Annotated in this window: 17 protein-coding genes; 4 read left to right on the plus strand and 13 right to left on the minus strand. The window is 31.5% G+C overall.

Features of this window, described 5'->3' with window-relative positions; translation table 11 throughout:
- Positions 1–8: 8 nt before the first annotated feature.
- Entirely contained in the window at positions 9–737 is a 729-nt protein-coding gene (locus IPK88_05150) for a hypothetical protein (protein ID MBK8242792.1), read from the plus strand.
- Between the two features lie 61 nt (positions 738–798).
- On the plus strand, positions 799–1,593 hold the full coding sequence (locus tag IPK88_05155) for a T9SS type A sorting domain-containing protein (protein ID MBK8242793.1): 795 nt from the start codon (positions 799–801) through the stop codon (positions 1,591–1,593).
- A gap of 58 nt (positions 1,594–1,651) precedes the next feature.
- Here IPK88_05155 and IPK88_05160 read toward each other — a convergent pair whose 3' ends face one another.
- From IPK88_05160 to IPK88_05180, 5 genes are all read right to left on the minus strand, one after another.
- Entirely contained in the window at positions 1,652–2,467 is an 816-nt protein-coding gene (locus IPK88_05160) for a hypothetical protein (protein MBK8242794.1), read from the minus strand.
- Between the two features lies 1 nt (position 2,468).
- Entirely contained in the window at positions 2,469–3,242 is a 774-nt protein-coding gene (locus IPK88_05165; protein MBK8242795.1) for a UDP-2,3-diacylglucosamine diphosphatase, read from the minus strand.
- A 10-nt stretch (positions 3,243–3,252) separates the two neighbouring features.
- Positions 3,253–3,783 carry a 3-hydroxyanthranilate 3,4-dioxygenase gene (locus tag IPK88_05170; GenBank protein MBK8242796.1) on the minus strand — a complete coding sequence of 177 codons (531 nt, stop codon included), beginning with the start codon at positions 3,781–3,783 and terminating at the stop codon, positions 3,253–3,255.
- A gap of 68 nt (positions 3,784–3,851) precedes the next feature.
- A complete protein-coding gene (locus tag IPK88_05175) occupies positions 3,852–4,292 on the minus strand; it encodes a hypothetical protein (protein ID MBK8242797.1) in 441 nt (146 codons plus the stop codon).
- Positions 4,270–4,959, minus strand: a complete 690-nt coding sequence (locus IPK88_05180; protein MBK8242798.1) for a 4'-phosphopantetheinyl transferase superfamily protein — start codon at positions 4,957–4,959, stop codon at positions 4,270–4,272. Before IPK88_05180 ends, IPK88_05175 begins: the two co-directional genes overlap by 23 nt.
- A gap of 1,431 nt (positions 4,960–6,390) precedes the next feature.
- On the opposite strand from IPK88_05180, the gene IPK88_05185 reads away from it, so the two are divergent.
- The gene (locus IPK88_05185; protein MBK8242799.1) at positions 6,391–7,356 is read left to right on the plus strand and encodes an NAD(P)-dependent alcohol dehydrogenase; all 966 of its coding nucleotides are present in this window, start codon (positions 6,391–6,393) and stop codon (positions 7,354–7,356) included.
- A 270-nt stretch (positions 7,357–7,626) separates the two neighbouring features.
- On the opposite strand, the gene IPK88_05190 is transcribed toward IPK88_05185, so the two are convergent.
- The 3 genes from IPK88_05190 to IPK88_05200 all read right to left on the minus strand — a co-directional run bounded on the left by IPK88_05190 (position 7,627) and on the right by IPK88_05200 (position 10,428).
- On the minus strand, positions 7,627–9,258 hold the full coding sequence (locus IPK88_05190; GenBank protein MBK8242800.1) for a hypothetical protein: 1,632 nt from the start codon (positions 9,256–9,258) through the stop codon (positions 7,627–7,629).
- A gap of 17 nt (positions 9,259–9,275) precedes the next feature.
- Positions 9,276–9,734: a T9SS type A sorting domain-containing protein gene (locus tag IPK88_05195; protein ID MBK8242801.1), complete on the minus strand. Its 459-nt coding sequence runs from the start codon at positions 9,732–9,734 to the stop codon at positions 9,276–9,278.
- Positions 9,735–9,972: 238 nt separating this feature from the next.
- Positions 9,973–10,428, minus strand: coding sequence for a low molecular weight phosphotyrosine protein phosphatase (locus IPK88_05200; GenBank protein MBK8242802.1), 456 nt, complete (start codon positions 10,426–10,428; stop codon positions 9,973–9,975).
- A 105-nt stretch (positions 10,429–10,533) separates the two neighbouring features.
- Here IPK88_05200 and IPK88_05205 point away from each other — a divergent pair, with 105 nt between their 5' ends.
- Positions 10,534–11,127, plus strand: a complete 594-nt coding sequence (locus IPK88_05205; protein MBK8242803.1) for a hypothetical protein — start codon at positions 10,534–10,536, stop codon at positions 11,125–11,127.
- 113 nt (positions 11,128–11,240) lie between these two features.
- Here the strand turns inward: IPK88_05205 and IPK88_05210 are convergent, their stop codons facing one another.
- The 5 genes from IPK88_05210 to IPK88_05230 form a co-directional block, all read right to left on the minus strand.
- Complete coding sequence (locus IPK88_05210; GenBank protein ID MBK8242804.1) at positions 11,241–14,684, minus strand: T9SS type A sorting domain-containing protein; 3,444 nt, start codon at positions 14,682–14,684, stop codon at positions 11,241–11,243.
- A gap of 139 nt (positions 14,685–14,823) precedes the next feature.
- A complete protein-coding gene (locus tag IPK88_05215; GenBank protein MBK8242805.1) occupies positions 14,824–15,516 on the minus strand; it encodes a methyltransferase domain-containing protein in 693 nt (230 codons plus the stop codon).
- A gap of 26 nt (positions 15,517–15,542) precedes the next feature.
- Positions 15,543–16,985 (minus strand): D-alanyl-D-alanine carboxypeptidase/D-alanyl-D-alanine-endopeptidase, encoded by a 1,443-nt coding sequence (gene dacB, locus IPK88_05220; GenBank protein ID MBK8242806.1) that lies wholly within the window; start codon positions 16,983–16,985, stop codon positions 15,543–15,545.
- Complete coding sequence (locus tag IPK88_05225; GenBank protein ID MBK8242807.1) at positions 16,978–17,943, minus strand: succinylglutamate desuccinylase/aspartoacylase family protein; 966 nt, start codon at positions 17,941–17,943, stop codon at positions 16,978–16,980. Before IPK88_05225 ends, dacB begins: the two co-directional genes overlap by 8 nt.
- Positions 17,936–18,826, minus strand: coding sequence for a RimK family alpha-L-glutamate ligase (locus IPK88_05230; protein MBK8242808.1), 891 nt, complete (start codon positions 18,824–18,826; stop codon positions 17,936–17,938). Before IPK88_05230 ends, IPK88_05225 begins: the two co-directional genes overlap by 8 nt.
- Between the last annotated feature and the right edge of the window lie 138 nt (positions 18,827–18,964).

Raw genomic sequence — 18,964 nt, forward strand, 5'->3', positions numbered from 1 at the left:
TTCATTTTATGAAAATTAGACTATTTTTAATAATTTCCTTTTTGGTATTTCTTTTCCAAAGTTCAAGTTTTGGTCAAGATACTATTAAAACACTATTCGATAATTCGCGCTTGCATTCCATTGGCATTTATGCAGCTCCAGATTTCCAATATGGAGAAATTCAAAATACAAATACAAGTTTTGCGGGAATATCATTGATGATATTGTTTAATAATCGATTTGCTATTGGTGGAAGTATGTTTAAGAATGTTGATCCAGATTTTTCTCCGATTGCTGTGAATCCACTTTATCTCTCATCATATTTAAAAACGATCAAATTGGAGTATACGGTATTTCCAGCTTCTAAAATTCATTTTAGCATTCCAATTGATCTTGGGATGGCAACAATAAATTTAGATTCATTCAAACAAAATCAAAATTATAGACACCACTCATTTAAAGATGATGAATTCAATAGACATAAAGCATCATCAACTCAAAGTGAAATTAAATTTATACAATTTGGTATAAATGCAGAAGCAAATGTGACCAAATGTTCTAAACTATTTTTAGGTGCAAATTATCGTACAGGATTACACTTTGATTCCATTAATGCGTCTGGATTGTTGTCAAAATCAGATCTTGATGGACTTTCTATCACATGTGGAATTAAAGTTGGTATATTTAATAAAAAACCGCACTGTTGTCTAAAAAATAGATGCAAATCTCAATCATTACCAAAATCAATTGAAAATTAACATTTTAAATGGCAATCAATAATTAAAAAAAAACTTACATTTGTCCCGCAAAATTTAATATATGAAATTTATTTATTTAGGAATTTCGGTTCTTTTTATATGTATGGTAAATATTTTTTCGGTTTCAGAACCTAGAAATCCTGAAACTGAAGTAACCGGGGCGCCAGGCGAATTGACTTGTCAGAAATCTGGTTGTCATTCTGGAGGAAATTTTAAAGGTGTTGTTTCAATTTCAGGAATTCCTGATACTGTTGAAGCTAATAAAAAATATACCATTACTTTATTGCACAAAAGCAATGCTGTTGTTGCAGGTTTTGAATTAACAAGCTTGGACCCGTTAAATAAAAAATGTGGAATACTAACAACAGGTTCAGGTACAAGTGTCGCCACAGGTAAAACTTTTGGAAGGCAATATATCAGACAATCCATTTCCAAACTATTAGTCAATGGCGAGATTTCATGGCAATTTACTTGGCAAGCTCCGGCAAGTATAACAGGTGACAGTGTTGCATTTTATTTTGCGAGTCTATGTGGAGATAATACAGGAAATGCGACAAAGGACAATGCTATTACTGGTGTAAAAAAAGCATTTTTTCGAAACGTAGTAAGCAATAATGAAGTAGAAAAATTCAACTTACAAATATTTCCCAACCCAACAAATCAATTCATCACCATATCAGATGAAAAGGATTATCCTATTGAATGTTCCATTTATAGCGTTGGTGGTCAATTGATATCTACAGTACATACAAAGACGAATACTAAAATAAATCTTGAACTATTACAAACTGGCTCCTATTCGCTTTTTATTCAATCTAAAACAAATTCCGTTGTAAAAAATATTATAAAAAACTAATATCACCTAGTTATATTGGTGTTGTTTCTATTGAAATACATTAATTCAAATAGGTATTTTAGAAAATTTTATAACGAAAAATTTTATTTTTATCGGCAAGTAGTAAATAATTTTTATTTACTGAAAATGATAAAATAGGAAAAGAGAATTTTATTTTTTGTAATGGTGATTTCAAATTTAAATTTAAGATTTCGATTTGTTCTTGTTTTGATATAAACAATTTATTCTCATATAAATCTATGTGTTCAATAATTGGATCGTTTATAAAATGTTCCAACTTTAAGAACTCATTAAAATGCCATAAGCCTACGCCAGGAATCAATAAATAGATATCTTTTCCATTACTTTTAATTTCTGTTAGTTTTAATTCTTTGGATCGATTGTAATAGATATTTTCACTTTCTAATAATCGATTATCTATCGTATTTTTAAGCGTTATTTTTCCATTTGCAAAATAACACAAAGATTGATTGGAATAATGTATAATAGCGCTTTCTGAATTAAACTCCTGATAATATTCATCAGATAGTAGGGTTAGATCTGAATTCAATATTTGGACGTTGGAAAAAGAAGGAATAAACAAAATAATTTTCATAGGATCAACGACACTCATAAATAGGGGTTCAGCATAAAATGAGCTTGAGCTTTCCTTTTTTATTTGAAATTGATCATCAAATTTAAGAATGAGATGATCTTGAGATTGAATGACATAAAGCTGATTGAGATGATCCAGATAAATTTGGTCACTTTTTATTTTAAAAGAGTCCAAGATCTTAATGTTGAAATCCTGAGCTGAAACATAATTTATGAAAATACATGAAAAGATAAAATTAATACCAATACGTAAATATATTAGTAAACTATTATTGTTCATATTAAGAAAATATGTTGGCATTCTCATTCTTATAAAACTTTAATTCTAATTTTTGCCCATCAAAAACCGCAAAAGACTGAAAACTCAGCCAATCACCTAAATTAATATATCTAGATTTTCCATTCTTCAATGTATAATCTATAGGTAAATGTCTGTGCCCAAAAATAAAAAAATCTGGTTTTGTATGGGTATACTCTTCTTCAACAAATTGAATCAGCCATTCTTCTTTATCTCCTAAATATTGTTGCACTAAATTTTGTGAATACCTGCTTTTATTTGAAAAAAAATGTGCTAAGGCCATTCCAATATCTGGGTGTAACCATTTAAATAAAAATTGTGCTAGTGGATTTCTAAAAACATATTTTAATGTTTTGTATCCATGGTCCCCTGGCCCTAAGCCATCTCCATGCCCAATAAAAAATATTTGTCCAAATAGTTCCTCGATAATGGGTTCATGATATATTGGAATATCTAATTCATCTTTAAAATAAGACTTCATCCACATATCATGATTTCCAGTAAAAAACCTAACATCTATTCCTTTGTCTTTTAATTCTGCTATCTTTCCTAATAATCGTATATGTCCCTTAGGAACAACATATTTGTAGTCAAACCAAAAATCAAATACATCTCCTACTAAGAACAAATGACTTGCATCTAGGGATATTTCATCCATCCATTGTACAAGAAGGGATTCCCGTGTTTTTGAAGATAACTTTCCAGACACACCTAGGTGGAAGTCAGAAGCAAAATAAACTTTCTTTCCTTGATTCATTTAGGAGAAACTAATCGACAAACCTAACATCAGTCTCCATGACTTTACCACAATTTTTACATGTTCTTAAAGTCTCTGATCCATAATATTCCTTAAATCTTGGAAAGAAATCTTTTTCAATATTGGTTAATGGAAAATAGTTTTCATGCAACTTAGTATTACACGAGTCGCAGTACCATAATAATCCATCTTGCTCACCTTGTTTTCGTTTGCATTCGATGACCAATCCAATAGTACCAGCAGGCCGCATTGGTGAATGGGGTGTCCGAGCCGGCAAAAGAAACATTTCACCTTCTTTGATTGGAATATCTACTGCTTTTCCATCTTCCTGAATTCTTACATTCACATCCCCTTCTAATTGAAAATACCATTCTTCAGTTTCATTGAAATGGTAATCCTTTCTAGCATTTGGTCCTGCTACGATCATTACTATGTAATCATCTGAATCGATATATAAATTTCGATTTCCAACTGGGGGTTTTAATTCATCTCTGTGCTCTTCAACCCACTTATAAATATTAAACGGACGACGTATAGACATAAACTGATTTTTTTAATAATAAACGGTCAATATAATCATAAAATTACATGGGATTATTCATACTCTGGTCATTTTTCTTTTACACTATATTTATTCAAACCTGCGTAATAAATTAAGGCCCATTGTCCATTTGAGAAGGCAAATCTTCGGATCATGGTCAAATCATACTTTATATCAATTACCGTTTCAATTATAAGTACATTTCCCATGTTGGTATAACTTACTTTAAATTTTGGGTTATCGCTATTCATGGCATTATGGAATCGCCATTGATCTGCAGACCAAAAAAACTTTTCATCTCCAATATACTCAGGATCAGTTAGATCGGGTAACCCTTCTAGCGGAAATGTTACATGAGCAATCTGGAAAAGGCTATCTTTATGAAATTCAGAATAAAAATGCTTAAAACTTTCAGGTAAAAGGTCAAATTCATTTTGACCTTCTTTAAATTCAGTTTCAGGTCCATGTTGGGTATCTGCTTTCGGTCTACATGACAGCAACCCAATCATGATCAGAGCTATCAAGCTCATCCAAAGTGGCGATAGCCCAACCAAACGATGCTTCAAGTCCATAAAAGAGTTTATATTTTAATGATTCGTCTGGCAAAATTAACCGAGCTGATGAAATAGTAATGGATTTATTTTCATAGTAGCAATTTAGAAGAATTTGATGCTTAAAAGCCAAACCTTTCTTCCCAAACGACTTATAAATGGCTTCCTTTGCTGACCAAAGTAAAGTAGCACTTTTAAGAAAATTCTCTGAATCCTGAATTTGATTTAAAATCTCTAATTCTGCCTCGTTTAGAAATTTTTGTAGGATCCGAAGTACTTTATTTTGATAAACTTGAAGATCGAATCCAACTTCATGATTACCAAAGGCATATCCAGTGTATCGATCAGAATGTGATAATGAAAATTCAATAGGATGATTCGTTAAAGATAATTTTCCAAACTCGTTTTTAACCAAAGGCCATTCATCATTGATAATAAATCGTTGTTTAAGCATAAATCGAGATGCCAAATATTCCAATTGTCTTTTAGGGTACAATTTCTTGATATATTCAAGTTCGCTGAACGACCATATATCTAAATCCATAAAATAATCAATACCTTGGTTGATCTCATAGATCATAAATTCTAAATGATCTGAGATTTTTTGTTGTTGGATAAGTTTCATTTAGCCAAATTAAGCATAAAATACATAAAAAGTCCACTTTCAAAAACTCAGGGTAAACACCTAGAAAAAGGTCAATTTTGTATGGGTAAACCCTGAATTTTTAACGAAATATTTAAAAATAATTGCACATAAATAAAAACCGCTGTAACATTGCATTGTCCTTCTGAACAAAAGTATCATATTATTCTAATTAATTTTTATACATTTAGAAAATAGAATTTGATACGTCCGACTACTTCTTTGAGTTTGGTTTTTTAATATTAGATATTTAATGCTTCGTTATTTTCAAATATCCCAAGGCTTATGGGATCATGTGATGCGGGCGGTGCTGGTTCTTCATTACGTTAGGTAATAAACCCAATAACAGCCGAGAATACTGCACTGCCCGCTACATGAAACAAATTTTGACATTTCAACTCAATGATTTACAATGACAACAATCTAATGATAATAATAATTATATTGATTTCTCTATTCGTAGTTTTGACAAAATGGGACAGACTGATATGAAATAAACAAGTTTAAGATCAATAACTCAATTGATTCAATGGTTCAGATTCAATATGAATTAGAAACTTGATTCAATGAAACCTTAAAACTTTATTGATCTAATTAAGTTGGTTGAATATTATGTTTTTGCTCCTTATCCCCTGGTCAATTTTCATTCTAATGTGAAACATTTTAAGACCAGGGGATTTCTTTTAACTGATAATTACAAGATATTTTATTGTTAGTTAAATAATTCATCTTTGTTATATTTAACTGAATTGAATTTGCCCTTTTACATTGAATCTACATTTCCTCGAGATTCCTTGTTGAAATATTTCCTTCTATTCAACTAACAAAACATGCAAATCTTAACCAATAATTTTTCTAAGTCTTGGTTTGCAATAATTTTAGATATATTATATATCATTCACTTATGTATTCTAAGTACCCTACTATAGTTTTAAGTGCTGTTAAGTCTATTAAAATAAGTAGATTGATCACATTTATAAAAGGGTTATTCTATATTCAATTTGTTTTTGTTTTGCATAAAATACCAGACAAAGTCATAAAGATTATATAACAAAATCAATAATATGAAATTTTGAATTATAATACACCCCCTCGAATTAAAAATAACTTCTGATGGTTTGTATTTCTTTTAAAAATCTGAATTAGGATCATTTTGGATTGAGCATTATACAAAAAACAATTGTAACATAAAATATGGCAACATTCTACATTTCATTAGAAATTATTTCCAGAAAGATATTCCTTAGCATGATAAAAAATGTTATAAAGCATAATTAGATAAATCTTTATTTTATATTTTTTAGGTTGAAGACAACTTTATTATTTAGTTTTGGCAATCATAAGCTGGGTGACATAAAGTATTAATCAATTAAGTATTACATACTTGAACTAAATTAAAAAAATATTCAAAACATGAAGGCAATAATATATACCAAATATGGACCACCAGAAGTAGCTCAATTAATGGAAGTTGCTAAACCATTACCAAAAGAAAATGAAATATTGGTAAAGGTTTATGCATCAACAGTAAACCGAACTGATTGTGGTTTTCGAAGTGCCGAATATTTTATTTCACGATTTTGGACCGGTATCTTTCGACCGAAATATCAAATTTTGGGGTGCGAATTTGCAGGTGTTATTGAAGAAATTGGGAAAGGAGTAACAACATTCCAAAAAGGTGATCAAGTTTTTGGATTTAATGATAAAACTTGTGGTGGGCACAGCGAGTATTTAACTATCGCTGAAACGGACGCAGTGACCTGTATGCCTGAAGGATTTACCTTTAATGAAGCAGCTGCCCTAACTGAAGGAGCACATTATGCATTAGTTGATATTAGAGCAGCAAAAGTTAAGTCAGGGCAGAACGTTTTAGTTTATGGAGCAACTGGTGCTATTGGATCTGCGGCAGTTCAACTATTAAAACATTTTGGTGCGAGGGTTACTGCAATATCAAATACAAAAAACATAACATTGGTAAAATCATTAGGAGCTGATTGTGTTATAGACTATCAAACTCAGGATTTCACAAAAACTTTAGAACGATTTGAATTTATTTTTGATGCTGTAGGAAAAAGTTCATTTGGTCAATGTAAACCCTTGTTAACCGAACATGGAATTTATATTTCAACAGAATTGGGCAAGAATGGTGAAAATATTTTCTTTGCATTGACAACACCATTTTTAGGAAGAAAAAAATTATTATTTCCAATTCCAAGCATTTCTAAACAAGATGTAATATTTTTAAAAGAATTGGCTCAAAAAGGAGAATTCAAACCCGTTATTGATCGACAATACCAATTAGACCAAATAATTGAAGCCTACAAATATGTTGAATCCGGGCAAAAAACTGGAAATGTGGTTATACAAATCGCAGAATAAACATTACGCTTGAATTATAATTATACAAAATATTAGACCAAAATTCAATTTAAATATTGTAATATTAAACAGTTTGTATACTTAATATATTGAATCACAATAGATGTTAGCTACATAATTTATTTAGTGTGACATCATTTTATTTTTCCGAAAAAAATTAAATATAAAAAATTTCTATTATTTAATAATTATTAAGTTCTCCTTCAAAAAATAAAAAATGCCCGGCAATTTTGCCAGGCATCTTTTTTTAACTTAAATTAAAATTATGAATTATTTTTTATTGATGACTTGGTAAGGTAAAGGATTATTTACATCAATAACTTCTTTGGAAACATCTTGAACTTTCATGCGATCTCTAACGGGTTCGTAGTTTTCGTAACCTTTGCGAACACCTTTTGCTTCCCAATCAAATTGGTATGTACCAGTTCCTTTTCTAAGTTCTTTAACTTTAAAACCAGTTGCTGTTTTTTCTATAACAGCAATTCCTTCAGATTCTGCAGACAATGGTGTGATTTGGATAGTAAGTGTATTTGGATTAATGGTTAACTCAAAGTGTTCCGGAAATTTAACTTCTCCTTCTCCATTAACCAATTGGCCAGTACCTCTATTGAAAGCTGCTGCTTCAGGACCTTCTACACAAGCATACCATATTTGTTTGCTAGCATCTCTTGGATGATCTTCAACAAAGTTTTTAACTTGAGCTGAAAAAGTTGCTTGTCCTGATGCATTAAAGAACAATCCGAAAACATTATTTGATGCATTATAAATCCCAACAAAAGGAGTAATTACTGTATTACCACTGATATTAATACCAATAACACCCGCAGTAGCACCTAATCTATTACCAATATAAGCGTGAAAATTACCTAATCCACCACTTCCTTCTTGTCTAGCAGATAAAACTCTAACTGGTGTAGTGCCATTTGCCGCCTGACTGTATGCATCTGTTTGAGTCACATAACCGGGTGAGGAACCTGGTTGGAATACATAATTAAATGTAGTGGCCTTCCACATCGTGTCCGTATTAAATCTCGTAAAATGTCGGGTTAAAGTAACTGGATATTCAATGATCTCGCTTCCATAGGTTACCGTTTTTTGTGGTATACCGGTATTTGTTGGTTTTGCAGAATATTCTTCAGACCAGCCAATTGTACTTGATAAATAGGATTTAATAGTAGTAGGACTAAAGTTTATCGCAAATTTTCCTTGATTAAAAGTAATACCTGTATTTGCAGTGTGTTGGTAAACTAAGTCATTTCCAACTTTTTTCCAAAGACTTGCACCACTAGAAGGAAGTATAAAGCTTCCGCCACCTTTGCTTAATATCACTTCATTGTTTGTGGTATCAAGAGATATTTTTTGAATTTCATTTGTGGTATCAACATCATCTTTTGGCAAAGTCAAGTCAACTTTATTCCCTTGGGAAATAGATAATTCATTTGTCGCTTTATTAAAACTAAGGGATTGAATTTCATTTTGTGGATTACCATCGTTGTCGCCAACAACTGAACCAGCTTTTGTTGCATAAGAAGCAATAGGAACTTGTAGAATGGGTGAATTGCCCATATTTACAAAAGTTGAACCTCCCGTAGGATCTAATTCTACTTTTAGTTGGTAACCTGCTGCACTCCAATCAATCGTTGCACAGCTCCCTGATGGATTAGCACCACCGCAAACATTGACATTAAAAATACCCAAATCTGAAGTTTTAGTAGCATGGGTTTCTGAATATACCGGAGTGTTAGCTGCGTTTAGAATAGATAATCGAAGCGCAATGTTTTGATTGACTAATGGGGCATTTTGTGCATTACGTGCCACACCTTGGTATTTGAAAGAAACCTGAGCCATCAGGCTACTTACTAAGCTACCGAGTATGAAAAGTGTAAAAATGATTTGTTTCATTGATTGATATTTACAGATTAATTAATTTTTTCAATTTTAAAAGATTGTTGGGCATTTTTGTCTTTAGCTATAAGAATATAATGTCCAGCAGGTAGTTGATCTAAGTCCAGGTCTATTATATTCTGATTAGATGAATTTTTCGAAATCTCAACACCCTGAATATTGGTTAGGGTCAGTTGAAGTGATTTAAGATAAGCATTTTTAACTGTAAGAATTGAACTAACAGGACTTGGATAAACGCTGATTCCTTCAAGAGTTGGATTTTCAGTAGAAACAACGGTAAGATTTGCTTGATGAAAACCTTGAGTAATTTTAAGATTATTGGCATTCAATGTCTCCGTTGCCAATTCACCTAAAGTCCATTCTATGGAAATATTATTAGCCTTCTGTACGTCACCGGCGCTGGCAATAACTTGAGGGGTAATTTTTTGTGCAGAAATGAATCCACCACATAAAAAACATAGTAAAAAGCTCATTTTTTGTATCATAATAGTCTTAATTAAGTCTAAAAATACTAATTTTTTAATGAATAACGAGAAAGCTGATTTTTCAAACATAAATAAAATATTAACTAATGTGTAATATACTGATTATTAATTAATAAAATATATATTTTTAGTATATATTGACTTAAAAAGTTAATTGTTCAGAAGGCTTTTACAAATTGTCATTTACAATTCTCAACAAATCAAACCGTTACTATTTGGTAATATGTTATGATTTGTTAAACTTATCAATAACTCCATGACATGCTTTTTCTATCAATTCAAAGGCTAAATCGAAACGATTGTCATAGTATGGGTCTGGCACGAAACTAAAATTTGTATCAAGAGCATAATCCATAATTAATTGGATTTTGTCCTTCAATTTAGGGTCACTGACGAGACTTAAACAATGATTCCTATTAGAAAGATCCATAGTTAGGATCAAGTCAAAATATTCAAAATCATGTAATTTTATTTTTCTGGATATTTGGTTTTTGATTGAAATGCCTCTAGTCATTGATTCTCGAATAGCCCTAGGATCAGGTGTTTCTCCATCATGAAACCCGTTGGTTCCTGCCGAATCGACCACCCAATCTAATCCTTTTTCACGGATCAAAGCCTCCATGATACCCTGAGCCATAGGTGATCTACAAATATTTCCAAGACATACCATAAGTATTTTCATAATTATAAAGTATTTGACACAAGGTAAACACAGCTTAGTACAATAACAAAAAATATGTATAAACGGCACTATTTTTGATATATATACATTATTAAATAATATAATATGAATAAATTTTCAGGAGTTCTAGTATGGGTATGTTTATCCAACATTTTTTGGATTAACACCTTAACGGTCCAGGCAAGTGATATGGAATTTAAACTTGAACTCACTCAAATTGGAACAGATTATGCAGAACTTAATTTAAGTCTTCCAGAATTAATGAAAGAAGTCGAAATATTTCGATCACCAGATAATGTACATTTCTGTTCTGTAAAAGCATTTGTTGATTCCAATAATCATTATATGATTATAGATCCATTTGATCAGAGTATACAAAGTTCTGTTTTTTATAAAGTCGACTGTGTCAATTTAAACGGCAAACCCTTTTCACAAAAATTCAGTTTTACTTTAAAAAAAGGTAATATACACTTTTCATTAAAAAATACAAACCTAAGCATTCATCGAAGTCATTCAGATCACCAAAATGTTATTTCATTTTATATCTTCAATGAGCATAATGTTATGATTTATGAAGGTGCATTTAAAGAACAATGTAATGTTGATTTACCCATGTTAAAACCAACAAATGAAACCTGGTATATATATTATTCTATGGAAGCAGAAAATGGGCTACAACGAATAAGTGGAGCTAAATAAACAAAAGCCATAAATTCATTAGATAAAAACAATTGTTTATCTTTATAATAAATTCATAATAAGATCCTTGTTTTCTATGGATAAAAGTGTTTTTTTATCCAATACTTATAGGATTACAACTTTAATATTTGCTTATGCAAAATGCTTCCGTCCTCAAATATTACTTTTAGTATGTATTGACCTGGTTTCAGATTATCCATGTCCACCTTCATGATCAAATCTTGCTTTTTATTATTACTTACTATAAATACTTCAAAACCTGATAATGAATACATGGTGATTTTTCTGATTTTTAAATCTTCAGATTGAATGGTTAATTGCTTCATTACAGGATTCGGTTGGATATGTAAGGCATGATATTTCTTTGGATCTTTAGCACCTACAGTTTCTAAAATGGTAATCGCTTGAACATTTGTACACCCATTCTGATCTGTAATGGTAACTTGATAATCCCCAGGAGCAAGTCCATTAATTTCATTAATGGTATCATTAGTATTCCACTTAAATCTATATGGAGGAATTCCACCAAACACATTTACCTTAGCAGAACCGTTTGTACCACTACTGGATTTAGAATCTATTGTTCCAAATAATACATCAGGTGAAGTAATTTCGAATTCTTTTTGGAATAAACAGCCATTTGCATCACTAATAAAAATATTATACTTCCCAGGATCTAAATTATACAGATCCTTAGTAGGAATACCGGTATTCCAATTTGTTAAAAATGGAGCAGAGCCAGATGTAATATCGATCTCAATTCTACCATTTTTATCTCCAAAACATTTAACATGCGAAACTTGAGCTTGGATAGCAATAGAATCAAAATTATTTAAGTTGATTGATTTTGTAACAGTACATGCTAAAGAATCCATTATGGTTAAAGTATAGATTCCACTATTAACATGATCAATGATTGCGCTAGTGTCACCATTTGACCATTGATATAAAAATTTCTGTCCTGTACCTCCAGAACTATTAGATTCAATTTTTCCACCAACATTAGAACACGCTGGGTTAGCAGATAATTCTAAGATAATTTTTGGATTTACTTTAACAGATAATAACGCTATACTGTCACAACCAGCAATAATATTATGGTATACTAGTTTGAGTGTGGTATCTTGATAAATGGGAATACTATTAACTGTATCTCCATAGCAAATGTGCAATTGACTTGTAGTTGTAATGGTCGGTTTTACTTCAATAGAAATATTGATAATACTATCACACCCATCAGACGCGATCAATTTGTTTTCAAAAATTCCAGCTGTAAAATATTTGTCTTTACCTACAATCACTGTATCTCCCTGGCACAATTTATAATTTTGCTGGAAGTTAACTTTTTTATTTACCAATTGAATACTGTGACTTGAAGTCTGATTACCTTTAGTAACAGTTAGTGTTAACGGTCCGGGTTTATTAACAGAAATTGATTTGGTTTTAAGACCATTTGACCAAACGTATTTTGCATTAGAAATACCTGCATCAAACGTTTTGGCACTTCCTTCACACAATGGAATATCACAAACAATTACACTATCAGGGAGTCTCCATTTAAGGACTATTTTATGCGTTACCACTGCATCAATTCCTGAATCAACTCGATCATCAATACTATTAAATAACCATTTTCCTGCAGGATCAAATTTACCTAAAATTTTTGAATAACTCGTTGGCGTTCTTAAAGGAAATGGTTCCTCCTTATTGGGTTGAAAGTCCACTAATGAGATATCGATTGATGCTGGACTACTTATGGAACTCTTCACGCTCCTAAGCCAAGATGTTCCCTTTGGTGCAATAGTTGTCTGATATTCTACCAAAATATCTTTTGCATTGGAAGGTATGGCATTATATAAATTTGATGGAAATGTTAAACTATCAGAGCTTTCTGAATTATCTACATTCAATGCAATCTGATAAACAATGGAATCCTTTTTACCAGCTATAACAGGACAGCCTAAGTTGACTTGAAAGTCGTTTAATGTTATAGTATCAGGATCAGCATATTCAGAACATTTATTTGATATTGCAGCTGTAAATATTCCAGAATATTTGATATCTAAAAAAGTGTCATTTTTTCCGGGAATTCTGTAATCATAATGAAACCAATCATACGTATAAGTAGATTTATAAGGTTTTGCAATAAGTTTTATAGTATCCCCTAAATAATAAGGTCCTCCAACAGAAATTTTTTGAGAAGCCACAAAGCTTGAAACCAAACATGGTTTAGTATTAACTGCATTTCTTAGCAAATCTCCGGGTTCTTGTCCAAATCCTTTTGAAAAATTGATTCCTATTCCGGTTAGATGACAATAACTCATTATTGTACCCCCTCCAACAGGAGTGGGACCAGGATTGCAAGAACCTATATCAGGTGTTTGACAATTATCCAATTGCATATTTTTGAATGGTCCCCAGACGCAAGAATGTGTGTGCCAACTTCCAAAATTATGTCCCATTTCATGTGTCATCACTTCGACACTCCAGGAATAAGTAGGTAACTGGCTATAATTGTTATAAATGAATGCAAAAGATAAAGGCCCAATATTCCCATTCCAAGGATTACAAAGTCCATTTACAAAAGCAATTCCCCCTTGTTGTTGTGGTGCCTGAGTAGTAACTAATTGCGCAAGGTTGCCATTAAAATTAGAATTGCGATATCCAGCATAATTATACAAAATATCTGAAAGATTGGTATGTAAAAAAGGGTCCTGTGTGGTCCAAACTTTAATATCAGATATTTCTAAATTAATGGATTCATTAAAATATAGAGCTTTTACAACGTTAAACAATCCGGTAATATAAGCAGTTACCTGATTTACCTGTCCATTTTTATCCAAATACATTCTGTAATCACATTCTAAAAACACTTTAACAGTTCTGCATTTATTTGGACTAATAGTTGCGGCTGATTGGGATGGTTGATTTAAATTTAAAAAAGTTTCTGCGTTTTCTAAAACACCGCATTTGAAAGGAGATCGAATTGGTAATTCATTTTCCAAATACAACGCATGAATGGATCCTGACTCCATATTCATATTTGTCGTTTTACCAAGAATGATATTTCCATGTAAAGGAGATGATAACACGCCAATAACTTGATCATCAAAAAAACTTATTGCCGCAAACGAACCACTAACTCCATTTATAATTCCTCGATAATATGCTCCTCCTGTCAATGGGTCGCCAGATTTTTCATCAGTAGTTAACAATCTGCTTGAAGCATCAAATAGTTGTTGAGATTCCAATAAAATATCTAATTGTTCACCAGAATTCAATGCTAAGTTTAATTCGACATACTTTGGTTTTGAATTACTTATTGCTGATAAAGTTGGTTTATCTACATCAAATAATTTGGCATTGGCAATATTGGAAAAATTTGCGAAATCCTCAGAAATAATAGGTATAAATGGATTAACTATTACGAACTTTTGTCCTTTCGTTTTTGCTTCCTGGATTATTGTTTCAAGTGGACTTAGTATTTGGGTTTGACCAACTTGAAATATTCCAAAGAAGACTAGGGTTACAAAAGACATGACTATTCTACAATTCATAAAAGATATTTAAATTGACTTATTTACAGCAAAAATACGATACATTAGGATATAATTTAGTAGAAATTGATCATCGAAATTTTAGAATAAAGAAAAATGAATTAGATAATATAAACAATAAAGACTTCTAAATTAATACTTACTTCAATTCTGCAATGATAATGTATTGGTATTCTAATTTAGAATCATCGGAAAGTGTAATGGTATAACCCGAATCAATTAACTCCTGTTCAACTTCAGATTGGGCTAATCGTAATTTCTGAGACGGTCCTATTGGAGTTAGTTTCTTTTTAAAATCAACAATCATGATTCTACCACCAGATTTAAATTTGTCTTTTAGTTGTGATAAATATTTAACACGATTATTAATATACATATAAGTGTTTGATAAAAACACAATATCTACTTCATTCACATTAATTGAAGGATCAGATGGAGTAGCTAATCTAGCTTCAAACTTATCCTGAATTTCCTTCTTATAATATGCTTTTTCAACATTCATTAAATCAATGAGTTCCTTATCAATATCAATGGCTATTACTTTGGAAGCTTGATTAACAAATCGAAATGAAAAATAACCACTTCCTGCCCCAATATCAGCAACAACTTTTCCTGATAATGGTCCCAGTAAATCAATAATTTGATATGGTTTTTGCCAAATAGTTCGATCCTGAAAACTAGAATCATCCAATATTATATTTTGGTATGATGAATTGGTTTGTAATGTGTCGGTAGTGTTAGCTAGAGACTTCAGTTTAGTTTGAGTCATTTCTTTGCATGATTCAAAAAAGAATCCAAATAATAATATTAGATACAAAAATAATTTATACATATTGGTATCGCTGGTTCAAATTAACTCTAAATTTTAGACAAATTATTTAATAAACTTGCCATTTTTTTACGAAGATATTCCGATGAACAGGAATAATGATTTATTATTGCGCTAAAAGCATACTGAGGTACATTATCATCCATGATGTACCCGGACCAACTTCTAATATATTCCATACTACCGCTTTTTAATCTGAATTTATTATTATCTTTTTTAGTATCAAAATACTTGGATAAAGCTCCTTCAGTGGATGCATCAGGTAATAATTTACAAAAATCCTGAAATTGTTTATTTTCATTGATATTTAATAAAGTAGATGCCAATTGATAACTTGAAATGGCATTTTTTGGTGATAAGCCACTTCCATCTTTTAAAACTATTCCACGATCAATAATACCCCTATTCTTCCAAAAATTTACAATTCCTAATAGTGCTTGCTTTCTGTTTGTAGTACCATACCATTTATCTCCTAAAATATGTACAAGGCTTTCTACATATAGATTAACGCTTCTTTTTAATGCACGTTCAATAATATAAATTAATTCAGGAGATTTATGTTCCCATAATACTTCGATATGATCTGCGTCTAAATGTTTAAGCAATTGAAATTGAATACCTCTTTTTTCTAATCCTTCCTTTAACAAAATTTCAAATGTGGCTGGAGGGTTCGATATAGATGTTTTTAAGTTCAAGGTATCGTTCCCACAACATAATATGGAACCAATAACATTATGATTTGGATCTTTTGAACTACCTAATATAAACACCTCCTCTCCATCATCATTCAAAGAAGTAGTCACTTCAGAACAAAAAGTAGATTCTAAACAAGGGGGATAGACTTTAATGATGTTACACAAGGCACCATTTTGATAAGAACCCAGTAGAGTTATCCATGCTGTATTTTCCATCAAATTCAATCCAAAACAACCAGCCCCATAATAATTACCAAGATCATACCATAACCATTCTGGATTTTCCGGAATATCTTGTATATAATCTGAATTTACATGTATGCGTCCGGAAATTAATTTAATATTTCTTAATTTTAAAAAATAATAAACTGAATCAATGATTTTTTCAATATTTGATGCTCCATCCATTTGTTGTGATGCAAAAGTTGGATCTCCCTTCCCAATAATATTAAGATCCCCAAAGAAACTGGTGTCATTGATTTTTTTTCCTTCTAAAACAAACGGCGTAGAGATTGTAAAATTAGGCCCCAAAACTTCAAGAGCAGCCGCACAGGTTAAAATTTTTAATGAAGAAGCTGGACAGAGCGATTTATTTTCCTGGTAACCAACCACTAATTCTTTATTTTTGGTATTGATCACACTAATACTAATGGATGCATTAGCCAATTCTGGATCATTAACAAAAGTCGAAATTGCTTTTTGATATTTGGAATTAGATTGACTAAAACACAAATTCAAATGTAAAATAATAATTAATATAAAATACCAATTACGCATATTGAATAATTTCTTCCTCATAGGCTAAGTGAAACATACCATCACCACTATTTACAACTGAAGCATTGTTATGTCCTAATATAAAAGCATCTCTGGTTGCTAACATTTTAATTTCCCGTTGTGCAAATGGATCATGAATTAAAGCTAATAATTCTCCTTTTTTAACATATTCTCCAGACATCCGATGATAAGAACAAATGCCACTATCCGGAGCTCGTTGCCAAACAGTTTTTTGATAAATTTTACATTTCTGTGCTTGAATGGGTACATTTGAAATCATAGAATACGAAGACAATAAATTTTTAATAATTTTTAAGCCTTTGTCGATAACAAATGGATCCAACCTCAACGCTTCGCCACCTTCAAAAATGATAATAGGCTTTTTATAGTCTTTAGCTATTTTTCTAAACGATTTAGAAAGTACAGATTTTTCAACCAATAAATCATATTTGCATTTAAGAGCCAATTCTTTTGAGGGCAAAAATTTTGGTGAATATCTTATTTGTGGATAGTTCCAATGATCTTTTGCACCTGTGTGGAAATCTATTCCAAAATCAATCAGTGGCAATATTTTTTTGGTAATCATTCTGGCAACCCGAGAAGCCAAGGACCCATTCATGTTACCTGGGAAACTTCGATTTACATCCTTTCCGTCTGGCACGTCTCTAGAATAATTAATAAACCCGAAAATATTTAAAAGCGGAATAACAATAACAGACCCTGAAGATAAATTGCCAAAAAAGTTATCTGAAATCGTTCTACTAACGATTTCTACGCCATTAATTTCATCCCCGTGCATTCCACCCAATATTAATGCCGTTGGTCCAGGGTTCTTGCTTCTGAATATGTAAGTAAATATAGAAATTCTATTACCTGATGGTAATCTCCCGGCATTAATTCTAACCATTCCAGAACTGCCTGGTGGAAAGTCTTGACCTTGTATAGTAATATTATCCATGTTTTTCTTCCTTAACTTCCCTTTCTATAAATTGAATTATTTTTTCAGCAATATTGACTTTTGTAGTGCCTTCAATGCCTTCTAAACCAGGTGAAGCATTTACTTCAAGAATCAAAGGACCACGACTAGATCTTAAGATATCTACACCAGCTATAGATAGACCAAGAATTGATGTGGCTTGGAGTGCCAAATCTTCTTCTTCAGGGCTTAATATGGCGATGGTTGAACTTGCTCCGCGATGTATATTAGATCTAAATTCACCTGGAACGGCTTGTCTAACCATTGCACCAACAATTTTTCCATCCACTATAAAAACTCTAACATCAGAACCTTTGGCATCCTGGATGAATTCTTGGATTAATACATCTTCTCTTACTCTATGAAATCCCTCTACAATAGAAATTCCCTGATTTTTAGATTGAGCTAAAATAACCCCAAGTCCTTGCGTACTAGAAATTAATTTAACTACTGCTTTGTCTCTTGAAATTTGATCATAAACCATTGGAATACAATAATCACCTGCCGAAATTCCTGTTTTAGGTACATCAAGACCTTTATTACTTAGTATTTGCATGCAATGCAATTTATCTCGCGCCTTTAACAATGCGTCTGCTGTTACAGTTGTAAATATTCCCATATGTTCTAATTGCCTTACAATCGAAGCTCCATAGGTAGTTGCGGATGCCCCAATTCTTGGAATAACGGCATCAAAGTGTCCGATGAAATCTTGACCAATCATAAGTTGGGGTTTAGATTTTTCGACGATGATATTGCACATCAGATGATCATATATCTGTACTTCATGATTTCTTTTAATTGCTGCATTCATGAGACTTTGAGTACTATACAATGAAGCATTCCTTGATAAAATCAAAATTTTCATAGTCTATGAGATAATAATTATTAATTGGTACATTGACATTAAACTTTCGAATAAAGATAAATCAGCCTAACATATTAATGAATTTTTTTTTTGAAACCGTTGATTATATAAATAGCATATGTATTTTTTAATTCAAAG

The organism is Candidatus Defluviibacterium haderslevense (assembly GCA_016712225.1).
GTDB lineage: Bacteria > Bacteroidota > Bacteroidia > Chitinophagales > Saprospiraceae > Vicinibacter > Vicinibacter haderslevensis.